Here is a 14,468-nt window from a genome sequence, read left to right on the forward strand (position 1 = left end):
TGGTTCGTTTCGTCGTGACTAAGTGATGTAGCCCTTAATTTGGTTGCCTAAAGATTTAGTCCATACTGTAAATTGTATACACTGCCATACGAACGGAATCTAACCATATGGGTTAAGTAGTATGTGGAAACGCTTAATTTCGCTTTCAGAGGACAAAAAACAAGTCATTGCCCAGCTGCCTGGGACAGAGTCCATCGACAAAAATTTTGACCAAGCAGGCTTGAAAGAAGCATTGTTTGAGTTATCTGCATCGACATTTTTCTTAAATGAAACTGAAGTTACCCGCTTTATCAACTGTGCAAAAGAGGGGAAGGGTGAAGCATTCTCTGGAATCACCATTGCAGAGAAGAAGAACGCTTCGGTTGAGATTGAATTTAGTGATCGAGATATGTTAGCCAGCATGGTCGTGACGGGTGCATACGGGGGCAGAGCATTGCGCGGTAGTGAGTTGGTGTATGCATTGGCTCATTCCCACGTGACAAAAGGCATCAACAAACTGGCTTTAAAGAAAGTGTTAATGGTAAGTAATACCTTGAAGCCAGGGGAAGTATACACTCAACCTGTTGCGCAGGGGCGCGAACCCATTCAAGGTAAAGACGCACAATTTGTTCCTTTGGTTGAGGATGTCAGTAAGCGCGTGTTAGCACCGACCAAAAAGCAAGGACAGAACAAAATTGATATGCGCAACTTAGGTGAAACCATCACTGTTGGTCAAGATGATGAAGTGATGCGTCGAATTCCTGCAACAAAAGGAACGCCAGGCTATACCGTGCAGGGAAAAGTGCTGGATCCTAAACCAGGTAAAGACTCGGCCTTAGTTGCAGGAAAGGGGTCTTACATCTCACCCAATGACCCGAATGTGCTACTGGCCAGTCAAGCGGGCATGCCTATCCTGAAAAGTAAAACGGTTGATGTCGATAACGCTTTATGTTTAAACAACGTCAGTGTAGCGACTGGCCACGTGAAATTTAAAGGATGTGTTGTCATCACGGGCGATGTCGAGCCTGGGATGATCGTGAGAGCGACGGGCTCAATCACCATCGGTGGGTTTGTTGAGTCTGCTGATGTTCAAGCCCAAGGTAATATTGATGTTGGTAAAGGCATTATTGGCCATACGGTGTTTGATGATGAAGCAAGAACATGCATTATCAAATCAGGAGGCTCTATCACGGCTAACTATGCTCAATTTAGCGAACTGCAAGCGGCAGATGACATCAATTTAGCGGTTCACAGCATGAGCAATGAATTGCGCTGTGGCAATGATCTAAAAGTATTAGATAGTAAAGAGAAGCAAGGCACACTCAGCGGTGGCCACGCGAAAGTTGGTGGTAAGATCGTTTGCTTCAATCTAGGCGTTGAAGGCGATACCGCCACGGCTGTGCAGGCTTTTGCTCGTTATGCTGTGTATAAAGAACGGGTCGCGAAACACAAAGAGCATTATAAACAAGCGCAAGAAGCGACGATGGAAGTGATCCGCCGTGAGATTGAATTTAAGAAAAAGCCTAAAGCGGAACGCTTGGAAGAGGAACTGCTAAAAATTGATGAATTTAAGAAACAGACTAATGATCGTTTAGAAAAAGCAAAATTGGCGTTGGATATGCTGGGAGAGGAATTTGAGCAATTGCTCGAAATGAATACGATCGAAGTCAAAAATAAAGTTTATACCCATGTGTCGGTGCAATTTGATGATGAGCGGATCATCACCAAGCGGGCTCATGGCGCTAGTATCTTCTCATTTAACCAGTATGAGATTAAATGTGCTTCGATGCTTGAAGATGAAGATGTCGGAGGGATCTAACATTCTTATCTCAGAGTGCTAAGCAAAAAACGAGGCATTTTGCCTCGTTTTTTGCTGATTATGCTATTTCTAGTAAGGTAGCTATTGCACTGATCTCACTTTGCCCTGTTTGAGATCGTTTAACACCATCGATTTAGGACCATCGGCAATGACACAGCCTTTCTCCATCACAATGACGCGATCAACCACATCGAGCATTGACGTTTTATGAGTAATTAATATTAACGTCTCACTTGGCGTCAATTGAGACAGTTGATGTTTGATGTGCATTTCAGAGCGATTGTCCATGGCGCTGGTGGGCTCATCAAGTAGCAAAACGGGTGGGCGTCCGAGCAGTGCACGAGCAATGGCTACCGCTTGCCTCTGACCACCAGACAACAGCAAGCCGCCTTCACCCACTTGTCGTTCTAACCCCGCAGGGTCTTGCTGTGTGAACGCGGTAACTCCCGCTCGGTTAGCGGCATCCATCACATCTCTATCATCAACTAAGGGACGCCCGAGCGTGATGTTATCGCGAATTGAACCGTAAAATAGGTTGCTGTCTTGAGGTACGCAACCAATATTACGTCTCACATCAATGTGATGCAGTTGCGCGATATCGGTGTCATCAATGCGAACATTCCCCTCGGTCGGTTGATATAACCCCATGATAAGGCGCTCTAAGGTGGTCTTCCCTGAGCCGATGCGGCCTATGATCGCTACTTTTTCACCCGGATGAATCGTTATACTTAAGTCACGTATTGATGCAACAGGCGCATTAGGGTAGTGAAAAGTGATTTTGTCTAGCTCAATTTTACCTTGAACAATCGGACGATGAATATAGCGTTTACCTTCTTCTTGCTCATCGGGCATTTGCATCACTTGCTCAATGATTTTTAAGGACGATTTGGCTTGGTTGTAGCGTGTTGAAAGTAATGATAGTTGCACCATTGGGCCAATCGCACGGCCGCTGAGCATGGTTGCGGCGATGAGCCCACCCATAGTTAAATCGCCGTTGGATATCAGATAGACGCCTAAGATGATCATGCCAACGTTCGCGGCTTGCTGAACAAAGCCGGCAGTATTTTGAATACCATCAGTAATTCTACGGCTTTTAATGTTCCAGTTCGCCATGTGCGCGACCGCTTCTTCCCAGCGATATTGAAACTGACTTTGAGCGCCAAAGAGTTTCACCGTTTCAAGTCCAGCTAAACTTTCAATCAGGTTGGCGTATTTTTGTGATGCCAGTCGAGAGCCCTCTTCAATCGCCCGTCGTAGAGGTGCTTGGATGAGCAGAGAATAGATAGCAATGATCAGTACACCAGCGATAGGTACCAGCACTAAGCTGCCTGCCATTAGCCAGATCAGCACTAAAAAGAGCAGTGCAAATGGCAGGTCAATCAATGATGAGATGGTTGCTGAGGTAAAGAATTCGCGTATGGATTCGAACTCTTGTAAATGTCGTGCAAACGCACCGACAGAAGGAGGACGAGACTCCATTCTGATCCCCATCACTTTACTAAAGAGCTTGGAAGAGATCAGAATGTCAGATTTTTTGCCCGCTACATCAATAAAATAACTGCGAAGTAGTTTGAGGAGCAGATCGAATAAGAAGATCACAAAAATCCCGCTCGCTAATACCCACAAGGTTTCAAACGCAAGGTTAGGCACGACTTTGTCATACACTAAACGGCTGAACATTGGTGCCGCAATGGCAAACAAATTGATTAAAATGGAAGCGATCAACACATCGCGATAAATGTGCTTTGACTGCCATAACGTACCCCAAAACCAGTGGCCATCACGGGTCTTTAATATTTCTGGTGATCGCTCGTCATAGCGAAACTGTTTTTTCACCATGAAGTAGCGGCCAATATAGCGTTCAGTCAGTTCCTCTAAGGGAATAGCTACGGGGATTAGACCAGACTCCGCAGTGACGACCTCAGCTTCTTGATTCGCTTCGTTGATGCTGCTGAGCACACAGGCCTCACCGCCTTTTAAAATTAAGATAACGGGGAAAACCAACTTTGGGATTTGATCCAATGCTGAGCGATTTTCCTTGGCGATTAACCCCGCTCTTTCGGCTGCTCGAGGAAAGAGAAAAGGCGTCAGTTTCCCATCTGATAAAGGTAGGCCGTTGATCAGTGCTTCTGGGGAATTCGCCAATCCATAATAACGACTCACATAGATAAGCGAATTGAGTAGCGTGTCTTGCATTACATCTGACCTTTTTTATTTATCCACAATAAAGCCTTGGAAGACTTCTATAAAATGCTCGGAAAGGAAATCAAGTTGAGTTTGCGTTTCTACCCTTGACGCAATTGTGGTGATTCCTAAATTGTGTGCTGTGCGAGAAATCGACGTTAAGGTGAACTTTTGCTTTTCATCGTCGAGATGGTGAGTAAATAGATAATCGAGTTTCACGTATTTTGGACGGTACTCGTTGATGTAGTCTAATGATTGGAAATTCCGGCCATAGTTATCGACACCAAAGTCTGCGCCGGCTGCTCTTATGGCATTACAAAATAGCGCCGTATGGTGAGGGGCGTTGAGGAATGCGTTTTCCGGTATTTCAAAGTGTAGGTTCTCACAGATAGAGCGATGCTTCGCCAGAGTCTGAGTGACCCAACGAATAAAACTGGGTTGAGAAAGGCTGCTTTGAGCGATATTAATGGCTAATGGTTCGGCTATCTCTCCCGTTTCGAGCTTGTGAATCATCGTTTCAATAACATATTCATCAAAAATATGGCTGGCATTGAGTTGGTCGAGTGCAAATAAGTATTGGTTAGCGCTGTAGCGTTTGCCATCGTGCTCAATCGCTGAAAAAACTTCGCGGTGGAAAGTTTGTCCCCAGCTATTATTGGCTGACTGCAAACGGAAACTGAACCAATCGTTATGGATAGCTTCTTCAACCAATGCTTTCCATTGCTGTTTACCCATCACAGTTTGTTTGGTTTCACTGCTGACAAAGCCGTAAATCAGCTCTGGATTTGCAGTTGCAATGGCTAACGCGTTGTCGAGCAAGGAAAGTAACTGTGTTGAAGATTTTGGTTCTTTATTATGAACAACACCTAAAGAGACTTTAGCTGATGCCATGCCAGTTGGGTCGGCTAGAGTGTCTTGCACAAAATTCATAATACTATCAGCGATGATTTTGAGTTCACTCTCTTCCATGTTGGGCAAAATAAAGCCAAACTCTTCGGTAGAAATGCGTGCCAGAGTCACATCAGGTGAAGTAATCGACACTTTTAGATGCTCAGCCAAATGGCGCACCATACCATCGCCTGCTTCATAACCCTTTTCTTCGTAAAGCTCTTTGATAAACTCTGCTTGCAAAATAGCAGCGCCACCTATGGCACTTTCTGATAGCCAACTACTGAGTTGACTCATGTAATAGGCGCGGTTGCCAAGTTGAGAAACTGGGTCAATATAAGCACGCTCACGCAGTTGCTGCGCTTCTTGCGCCTGAGCTTTGAACGCTTTTTCAACCTGCGCTGACATGCTATTGATACCATCAACTACATAAATCAGATCTTTGGTCGCTGGCCGCGGTAGCGGTTCACCAAAATGGTTGCGTGCGACTTGCTCCATTTTTTCGACAATCATCTGCAGCGGGCGTAAAGCGCGCTTCAGAATGAAAGCGATGGCGGCAAGGCCAATCACAAAAATAGCGCTAAACGCGATAAGTAGCCGAATCAGCGCCTTCCATAATTGCGCATAGGCCTCGCCAGGGTGGCTGACAATTTCGACTTCAGCAAGCTGCATCCAACCACTGGTTACAACGCGTTGATCATGGATCGGTGCAAACAGGTGTAAATTGGTAAACCATTGCGGAACGTTATTAGGTTTTACAGGGTAAGATCGCAGAATCTCTTCGTCATCGTCTAGAAAAATCAATCGTACGACTGAGTAAGAGCTGCCATCAAACAAGGCATTGATAACCGACTCAACCGCAATCTTATCTTTCTTCTCCAAATAAGGTGCCAGCGCCAAACCGACGGTGTTGATGGTGTTGTTGACTTCAGAGCGCTGCTGCTGCTCTAAGTTGTTGCGGGTCGTATTGAATTCAATAATAAAGACTGAAGTCATCAGCATAATGAAGACGGCAATCATTCCCGCGACAAGTTGTTTATATAGCGTCATATTACTTACTCATCGTAACTTACAATTGGTTTATTCAATTTTAGCGAGCGTTCCCGTTCACGTAAGTCATTCCAAAGACTTAATCGTGAAGAGTCTCCTGCAAGCTGGCCATTTTTGGATTTCATTAGCCATAAATTTTTACCGTTAAAGCTGTAGATCGGTAACAGATCACGGCGTGTTGATGCTGGCTTAATCTCAGGGTTTATATTGTCTAAAATTAAGGGCTCGGCATTGGGTGTTGAATAGTACGCAAGAACCATATGAAACTGATTTAATTCAATGGCTTTAACATACACGAGGCGCAACTTTTTATCATCGATACCCAGTTCAAGCAGGGAGAAGTACTTCGCAATTGTGAAATCTTCGCAATCCCCTGCGTTGCTTCCTAGAAACTCAAGTGGTGTCGCCCAGTAGTCATTTTTCCCCCATAAATCGATATCATTAACAAAGTACAGCTGATTGAAAAATCGATTTATTTCGGTCAATTTGTCACGTTCGGGAGCATTTTGGTGCTTGGCAATTTCTTTGCGCCATGTTTCGACGCGTTTTCCCGCTCTTGTGCCATAGGTAAGCGCGACCGCATCGACCCACTGCTGCTCTTTGGTGTTGAGCGCTTGGGGGGATGAGGGCATAAATAGCAATAAAACCAATGGCAGCCAAAACTTCATCAAAAACCGTCAATCATGAATATATTAAAAAGCATAAGTGAACCTTATTCTCTTAGCGCATTTTTTTGTGCACTGAGTATGGGCTTTAGTAGATAATCCATCACGGTTCGTTTACCCGTAATAATATCAACAGAGGCCGTCATTCCTGAGATGATAGGCAGGTTAGCATCATGCCCTAAGCTGGTTTGATTGGTCCTTACTCGGACTAAATAATAGCTTTTGCCTTCTTCATCTTGAGTTGTGTCGGCACTGATATGCTCAAGTGTCCCTTCCAAGCCGCCATATTTGGTGAAATCATAGGCGCTGAATTTTACGATGGCGGGCAACTCTGGTCTTAAGAAGGCGATGTCTTGTGGGGCAATTTGCGCTTCAACAAGCAAGGTATCCTCTGTTGGGACTACTTCAACAATATCCATACCGGGCTGGATAACACCGCCAACGGTGTTGACGTAAAGCGTCTTAATCGTTCCTGTCACAGGCGATAGCACAACAGTGCGATTTACCTTATCTTCAAGCCCGACGGCTGATTCTGTGATTGCTGAAAGTCTATCTTGGGCTTCGTTCAGTTTGTCTTGCTGCTGTGAGCGAAACTTTTGAGCCGCATCAATACGGTTGAGCACCGCTTCGCGAATCGCTGATTTTAATACTGGGATGTTAAGCTCGCTGGTGGTCATTTCACGGCGAGTATCGTTTACTTGGCGCTGTAGTTTCAGCAGCTCAATTCGTGGCACGACACCTTCGTCTGCTAAAGGTCTAGTGATCTCAAGCTCTTTATTCGCAAAATCATAACTTTGGCGTAAATTTTTCACGCGCGCTTGTATTTCAACCAACTCTTGTAGTTTCTGTTTGACTTGTTGATCTAAAAGAGAAAGTTGGTTGCGTAAGTTATTAAGATCTTGCCGGTAGGCGGCCCTTTGTCTATTAACTAAATCGGGTTGGTTGTCTGTTAACAGCGGTGGAAAGGCGAGTTTGTTATAGTCAATTTTGACGCTATTTTGCCAGTTGTCATCATCAATTTCTTCGTTAATCATCACGCTAGTAATGGAAGCGGATAGCTGTAGAACACTGGCGGTAAGGTTAGCGACTTGTTGTTCACGTTCGCGGTAGTCTGAGCGGAAACGTGTGTCATCAATTAATAACAGTTGTTGGCCTTTTTGCACTCGTTCACCTTCGCGAACCAATATCTGTTTGACTAAGCCTCCTTCCAAGTTTTGAACCACTTGAACTTGCGATGACGGAACGACTTTGCCTTGTCCAACTGTCACTTTGTCGACCTGTGCCCATGAGGCCCAGACGATGGCTAAGAGAAAAAAACAGACCATAACCCAGAGCATCACGCGTGCACTGTTGGGCGTGTTCAGTAGCAGAGCCGCCGTTTTGTCGTCTACGTACTCCAATTCTGTCGAAGAGAGTTTGTTATAACTCTTGTTGCTCATCGCTTATCCTTTGCGCCTAATCGTAGTGTATTTCCCTTTTCTACTTAAAGCTGTAGAGGGAGGCTACAACTGTAAGTTGTTTGGGTATAGTTGCTTGATTTTATTACTTGTCTAGCAAAATGTTAAGGATTTGCCACTCATCATGAGATTACTATTCACCATTTGAATTGATTGTACTTCCTATTGCGTACGTTCTACAGAGTTTAGCTGTGAATTACTGATTTTGTTGAACCTTAGCACTCTTGAGTTATGACGATGATAGGCGCACAATCGTCAAAAATTTCATAAGGAGCAGAGATGGAACTTTCAGACATCCGCCGCGAATACATAAAAGGCGGTTTAAGACGCAAAGATTTGCTTTCAAATCCCATTGAGCAGTTTAACCTTTGGCTGCAACAGGCCATTGATGCCGGTCTTACCGATCCCACAGCGATGACAGTGGCAACGGTTGATGAAAATGGACAACCTTTCCAACGTATAGTGCTATTAAAAAATGTCGAAAAAGACAGTTTTGTTTTCTACACCAATTTAGGCAGTCGCAAAGCACAGCATATTGAACACAACAATAAAGTCAGCTTGCACTTTCCTTGGCACCCATTAGAGAGACAAGTGCACATCACAGGAACGGCTGAAAAATTGTCGGCTTTTGAAAACATGAAATATTTTACTTCTCGTCCTAAAGATAGCCAAATTGCCGCGATAGCGAGCCGCCAGAGCAGCCGTATCTCAGCTCGTGGTATTTTGGAAGGTAAATACTTGGAGTTAAAAAAGAAATTTGAACAAGGTGAGATCCCAGTTCCGAGTTTTTGGGGAGGATATCGCGTTAAAGTTGAATCGATAGAATTTTGGCAAGGTGGTGAGCATCGTTTGCATGATCGCTTCTTGTTTACGCAACATGATCAACAATGGGACGCTGAACGTTTAGCACCATAAGGCCTACTTGTTAAAAGTCAGTCGCAATGAATGCCTCATTTATATGGGGCATTCACTATTGAGTACCACGGATAATTGCGTTTTGAGCAAGGTCTTGGGGATATTTGAGCCATAACCTTGGTCTAGAGCCATATCGATAAGTTGCTCTTTACTGTGGGCTGCAAATTTATGTCGCAATTTTGCTTCATAGCCTTCCACTGTTTTTATCGAAATCTTCATCACCCGAGCAATGTGTTTGGGCTTTTTTCCGTAAAGCAGAAGAAAAAGAACTTCAGATTCTCTCGTGGTTAGGGGCTCGGAAATGGGCTCTAGAACACCTGTGGAATGCTGTGTGGTCGTTAAACCTGTTGCTCGGCATATCCAATGGCCTACTTCCAAAATAGCGGTATCAGTTAGCTCTTGCCCGAAAAAAATTGTACCTTGAACCTCACCTTGTGCGTTGAACCATGGGGTTTTGGTGAAAATATGAGCGCGCCAAGAACCGTCAGCATAGGGGTGGATATCCAGCACTTTTAACGGTTTTTTTGTGGAGATTACACAGCGATCTTGTTGCTGGAATTCTGCGGCGCAAGCGGTTGTCGGGCTTGGCATTTCAAAGTCAGTTAATCCAATGCACTGTTTTGCATCACTAACACCAATTAATTTGCCATAAGCATTGTTTGCGTAAACAAAAACCGAATTAAGATCTTTGCAACCCCAATATCCCGGAAGCTGTTGAAACAATGAAATTTGTTCTGCGCTGAGGAAATTGACCATAGCGGGTTCTCCTAACAATGATATTGATATAATACCAATGGCATGGCGGGTTGTAATCCATAGCGGCATTTGAACATAAAAAAAGCCAGCCTGAAGAAGGGCTGGCATAAATACAAGAATTGCTTCTTGTCGACGAGTAGAAGAGGTTCTATGAATGCTGCGAGGGTGTTGCAAATTCATAGGGATACCACATGGATATCAAATATCAAACGTGTTTGATATTCAACACCACTTTAGACGACGAGAGTGCAATAACAAAGGGGGGAATTCCCCCCTTTGTTATATAAATGGTTGGGCTAGTTCAGCTTACCTAAAGTTCCCTAATGACCCTGAAGCCAACATAATTTGCCGAAGTAGCAGGAGCAATAAACAAATTACCATAAGCCGCCGCCGTTGCAGGGGAGAAGCTCCATGCTCCACCTTTTGCTTGACCTCTTGAGTCATTTGTCCATTCCCACACGTTACCGACAACATCATAAAGGCCTAGGCCATTGGGAGCGAAAGACTTCACAGGAGAGGTGCTTTTATTTGACCAAGGTGTACCACTCCAGCCAGTATTCGCTTTCCCAGTTCCGAAATCATCTCCCCACCAATAGTCTGTTTGTGTACCAGCGCGAGCGGCAATTTCCCACTCTTCTTCAGTCGGCAAACGGTATTTATAGCCAGTTTCCTTACTTAGCCAGCGAGTATAGGCCTTCGCATCATTTTGGCTAATACACACCACTGGCGAGTTGCTCAACTGCTTAAAACCAGGGTCGCGCCAATAGCTACCTGCAATCGGGGTAATTTCAGATTCGGCGACTGCTGTGCACAGTTTTTGTAGCTCAGCATCAGTTTGGTAGGTGGTTTGGTTCACAAAGGTTTCAAATTGACCCACAGTTACGGGGGTTGAACCAATTGCGAAAGCATGATCAAGGAAAACTTGTTTCGATGCGTGCTCGCCAATCAAATATTCGCCTGAGATCAAAGTGACTAACTCAGGAGCTTTAATATCCCCTTTGAGGGAATCAGCAAATTTATGTCCAGGTTTAAGTAGGTTGTCTTTTTCTCGTAGGTTCGCTCTTAATGTATGATCTGAGGTAATTTTCAGCTCTTGATTAAATGAGTAATACCCTTCTTTCTCAATCGTAATCATGTGCGGTCCCACTGGAAGCATCACTTCGACGGGAGTACTGCCATAGTTCACATTATCGATAGAGACTTTATCACTGTATTGGTTCGAGCGAATCGATAGGGTAACCCAAGCAATTTCTTTCTGTTTTTCTGTATTGGCTGAGTATTCGCCTGGGGCGAAACAGTATTGTGATTCGACATTCAGCAACCGACATGGTGTGTTTTCATCCGGTCTTGCATCAAGCTGAACATCTAGTACGGCTTTGTACTTATTGCCATTGTAGAAACCTGAATCTACGGTTTTATGGCGCAGTACATGAATATTAAAAGAGACATTGGCCAGATGTTGTTGGACGAGCTTGGCCTCACTTGTGGCCTCTATTAACTTGGTTTGATACTGGTTTACCGCTTTCTGGAGCGCTAAGTCAGTGGTCTGTTTCGAGCATTGAGCCAATGTCATATCGGCACTACAAGCGTTAGTAAAGCTAACTTTCTCGGTGCTACTCTGTTTGAGTTCATCTCTTAAGCGCTCAACTCGCGCGCGTAATTTATGCTGTTCTAGCTCATTGATATTTTTGCTGACCGTGTTCTGCTCGGCCCTTTTTTGTGCCAGCAGTGCTTCTGACTCTTGGCGTTTTTGCTCAACTTCTAAACGGTTTTTTTGATTCTGCTTTACATTAGCCCAAGCTGCTTGGTAGGCATTTTGTGAAGGCATGATGTCCAGTTCAGGATCATCAATCATTTTCATGTAATCGCGTTCTAAGTCAGTTTTTGCTTTTGCAAGTGCCTTATCAAAGAGTTGGGCTTGCTTTGTTAGCCTGTCTAACTCACTGTTGTGGTTGTTCACAACCACTTGTTGTTCATGGGTGGCCTTCTGGGCTGCCTGTAATTCGGACTGTTTAGTAAACAACGCATCATCAATGGCAATTACTGAGGAAGGCGTTCCTTCTGCCATCGTCGATGTTGCCACTAAGCAAGGCGAAAGTGCTAATAAGAGAGCGGGTAAACCTTGTCGCATTATTATCTACTTCAGTTAAGTTATTAGTTCATTGTGTCTATTCTAAACGAAAACACCATTTTGTCTGAAGTCATCTTTCAATAACTTAATGACAAAATGGCGTTTTAACCGCATCTTTGTGAATTACGACAGAAAAACAGAGTTTTTTTGAGGTAATTAACCCTCTTTATTCGGTCTTAGCTTTATCCAAACCGTATCATTGCCGTTAATTGTTAATACCCGGTTGTAGGTTTCGTAGCCATCTTTAGAGACGGTAACTTGGTGGCGGCCATTGGGCAAAACAATCTCAACAGGTGTACTGCCGTAGTTAATACCGTTGATGGTTACGGCATCGTTGTATTGATCCGACCTTACGGTCACATTTGCCCACTGTTTGTCATTTTTTTGCGTACCTTCAGACACGCCGCCTTTCAAACAGTATCGAGTTGACACGTTAAGCAGTTTACACGCAGCCACCGCTTCTGGTTTCGCTTGAAGCTGAGCTTGCATTTGGGTGAAGTATTCGTTGTTGCCTTCAAAACCACTGCGAATAATTTGGCTATCTTGTACATGGATATTAAGTTCCACGCCTTTCAGGTTTTGCTTGGCAATGACCGATTCGGTTAGGTCATCAAGCAACTTGGCCCGAAACGTTTTTACCGCTTTTTGTTTGGTAAGGTGCTGTCCCTGATTTGAACACTCACCGAGTGTCATTGTCGTTGAACAGGTGGTTTTATAGCCAGTTTCAAGAACACTACTTTCACGCAGTTCGGCTTCGAGACGTTTGACCCTAGCTTCAATACGCGACTCTTCGAGATTCGCATACTCATTACTGAGACGAGCTTGCTTCTGTTTGATTTGAGACAAGCGCATTTCAACTTCGGTCATCGCTTGATTATTCTCAAGGCCTTCAGCTTGGTTCTGCTTCACTGATGCCCATGTTTCTTGGTACTTCTTTTGAAACGAGGCTAAATCTGTGTCTGGATCATCTAAAAGACGGCTATATTGTTTGTCCAAAGCAGACTTGGCTCGATTGCGTTTAGCATCAAGTTCTTCACTTTCTCGTTTAATACGAACATGTTCATTTTTAAGTTGTTGAAGCTTGGCTCCCTCTGCTTCGTATTCTGCAGAAATCGCGTCGATTTCCGTCTGTTTAGTAGTCATTTTTTCATCGATAGCGGTGACAGGATCTACCTGAATAACTTCTTCCGCGTACACCGATGCAGATACCCAAAAAGGGCTTAGCGCAAGCAATAGCGCTGGGATGCGACGTGTGATCATAGGTCCCTGCAACAAATTAACGTTTAACCACAAAAGTGGGAAAGACAAACTTTTGACAGCTTTAATGGATAAGCTGTATTCATAATGCAAAATTTATTCCGAACAATAGCAAAATTCACTTAAATCTATTACTAGGTGACTGATTTTGTAAATTTTATAATTGTGCATCTTCATTTTGAGCCTAATAGCGAAATATGCAAGTCTCTATTTTCGATCTATTTAGGGGTTTTGGGATTGAACACACATTGACCGTAATTTATGTGCACTTGATCATTGTTCCGTTTTGAAAAATCGATCTCATTTCACCCCTAAACTTAAGCTTCATATGCACTTTGATGTTTAATTTTTAAAAAAATACAGCTTTGTTTTCGCTCCTGATAGTTTTGTTATAACATCAGCTTCTAACCTCAACCATGATGCAGCAATATGAGTGACTTTTCTTCGGCTAAGCTATCTAACTATCAACAAAATGACAAAGTTTTGTCGCCTAGGCCGGCAGAGTTAGTGACATTACCCTCGTACATGGAGTGTCATGATCATAGTTATACCCAAGTCGTTATCGGATTAAAAGGCCAAGCTGAGTTTGAAGTACAGGGTGTAGGCAATTTGGTGGGGCCGGGGCAAGGTTGTGTCGTTACCTCTGGAACTGGCCATGCGTTTGGTGGTGTCGTTGGGCAGTCGGATATTTTAGTGCTTAATCTTCCAATCTCCTGTGGAGATGACCCTTTGCTTTTACAAAAAATGAATGAGTTGTCGAATGCGGATATTTACTTTCAGCTGGATGGGCAAATCCAAAAGCTGATCCAATTGCTAGTTAAAGAGATGCAATCGAGCCCTGATGATTTACTGTTGAGCCGTGCCTGCAATGACACCGTTATGGCATTACTGCAACGCCATATTTCTGTATTTGAAACGCATCGCAAAGAGTCTCGTTTTGATCTTGAAGCGATTGATCGTTATATCGATCTGCACCTTGGTCGTAAAATTTCAGTAGCTCAATTAGCGGGCCGCGTTTATTTAGGTGAAAGCCAATTTCATATGTTGTTCAAAGAGCAAATGGGGATCACGCCTCATCAATATTTGTTAGGTAAACGAATTGATATGGCAAAAGATTTGATTGAGCAAGGTTGTTTGAGTTTTGGTCAAATTGCGGAATTAACGGGCTTTTCTGGACAAAGTACCTTCACTCATTCATTTACTCGCTTGCAAGGTATTTCTCCATCGCAATACCGAAAATTGTGTCGTCGCTAATTCTTTATATCCCTGCCTCTTTTTTGTTTGTAATTCCCACATCATTTTTATATTGCTTGCCTTGAACTATCGGCAACACGTGCACCTTTGGTTAAATTTTGGAAACAATGTTG

The 14,468-nt window shown here is 43.8% G+C and carries 10 protein-coding genes; 3 read left to right on the forward strand and 7 right to left on the reverse strand.

Annotation, left to right across the window (positions count from 1 at the left end; all coding sequences use genetic code 11):
* Positions 1 to 121: 121 nt before the first annotated feature.
* Positions 122 to 1,798: a DUF342 domain-containing protein gene (locus tag PL85_RS16470; protein ID WP_013868208.1), complete on the forward strand. Its 1,677-nt coding sequence runs from the start codon at positions 122 to 124 to the stop codon at positions 1,796 to 1,798.
* A gap of 81 nt (positions 1,799 to 1,879) precedes the next feature.
* Here PL85_RS16470 and PL85_RS16475 read toward each other — a convergent pair whose 3' ends face one another.
* From PL85_RS16475 to PL85_RS16490, 4 genes are read right to left on the reverse strand one after another with little or no spacing between them, the layout of a single operon-like run.
* The gene (locus PL85_RS16475; protein ID WP_013868207.1) at positions 1,880 to 3,994 is read right to left on the reverse strand and encodes a type I secretion system permease/ATPase; all 2,115 of its coding nucleotides are present in this window, start codon (positions 3,992 to 3,994) and stop codon (positions 1,880 to 1,882) included.
* 15 nt (positions 3,995 to 4,009) lie between these two features.
* Positions 4,010 to 5,920, reverse strand: a complete 1,911-nt coding sequence (locus tag PL85_RS16480) for a bifunctional diguanylate cyclase/phosphodiesterase (RefSeq protein ID WP_094149265.1) — start codon at positions 5,918 to 5,920, stop codon at positions 4,010 to 4,012.
* 5 nt (positions 5,921 to 5,925) lie between these two features.
* Positions 5,926 to 6,588 (reverse strand): transglutaminase-like cysteine peptidase, encoded by a 663-nt coding sequence (locus PL85_RS16485; RefSeq protein WP_026027195.1) that lies wholly within the window; start codon positions 6,586 to 6,588, stop codon positions 5,926 to 5,928.
* 44 nt (positions 6,589 to 6,632) lie between these two features.
* Positions 6,633 to 8,024: an HlyD family type I secretion periplasmic adaptor subunit gene (locus PL85_RS16490; RefSeq protein ID WP_017046873.1), complete on the reverse strand. Its 1,392-nt coding sequence runs from the start codon at positions 8,022 to 8,024 to the stop codon at positions 6,633 to 6,635.
* Positions 8,025 to 8,321: 297 nt separating this feature from the next.
* Here PL85_RS16490 and pdxH point away from each other — a divergent pair, with 297 nt between their 5' ends.
* Positions 8,322 to 8,957, forward strand: coding sequence for a pyridoxamine 5'-phosphate oxidase (gene pdxH, locus PL85_RS16495; RefSeq protein WP_013868203.1), 636 nt, complete (start codon positions 8,322 to 8,324; stop codon positions 8,955 to 8,957).
* A 39-nt stretch (positions 8,958 to 8,996) separates the two neighbouring features.
* Here pdxH and PL85_RS16500 read toward each other — a convergent pair whose 3' ends face one another.
* From PL85_RS16500 to PL85_RS16510, 3 genes are all read right to left on the reverse strand, one after another.
* The gene (locus tag PL85_RS16500) at positions 8,997 to 9,713 is read right to left on the reverse strand and encodes a helix-turn-helix transcriptional regulator (RefSeq protein WP_088729799.1); all 717 of its coding nucleotides are present in this window, start codon (positions 9,711 to 9,713) and stop codon (positions 8,997 to 8,999) included.
* A gap of 310 nt (positions 9,714 to 10,023) precedes the next feature.
* Positions 10,024 to 11,844 carry an SUMF1/EgtB/PvdO family nonheme iron enzyme gene (locus PL85_RS16505; RefSeq protein ID WP_115339958.1) on the reverse strand — a complete coding sequence of 607 codons (1,821 nt, stop codon included), beginning with the start codon at positions 11,842 to 11,844 and terminating at the stop codon, positions 10,024 to 10,026.
* Between the two features lie 156 nt (positions 11,845 to 12,000).
* Positions 12,001 to 13,104, reverse strand: a complete 1,104-nt coding sequence (locus PL85_RS16510) for a PEGA domain-containing protein (RefSeq protein ID WP_026028446.1) — start codon at positions 13,102 to 13,104, stop codon at positions 12,001 to 12,003.
* A gap of 426 nt (positions 13,105 to 13,530) precedes the next feature.
* Here PL85_RS16510 and PL85_RS16515 point away from each other — a divergent pair, with 426 nt between their 5' ends.
* On the forward strand, positions 13,531 to 14,355 hold the full coding sequence (locus PL85_RS16515; RefSeq protein ID WP_017042345.1) for an AraC family transcriptional regulator: 825 nt from the start codon (positions 13,531 to 13,533) through the stop codon (positions 14,353 to 14,355).
* Positions 14,356 to 14,468: the final 113 nt, after the last annotated feature.

Origin of the sequence: Vibrio anguillarum (assembly GCF_001989995.2) — a bacterium.
In the GTDB taxonomy this organism is placed as follows: domain Bacteria; phylum Pseudomonadota; class Gammaproteobacteria; order Enterobacterales; family Vibrionaceae; genus Vibrio; species Vibrio anguillarum.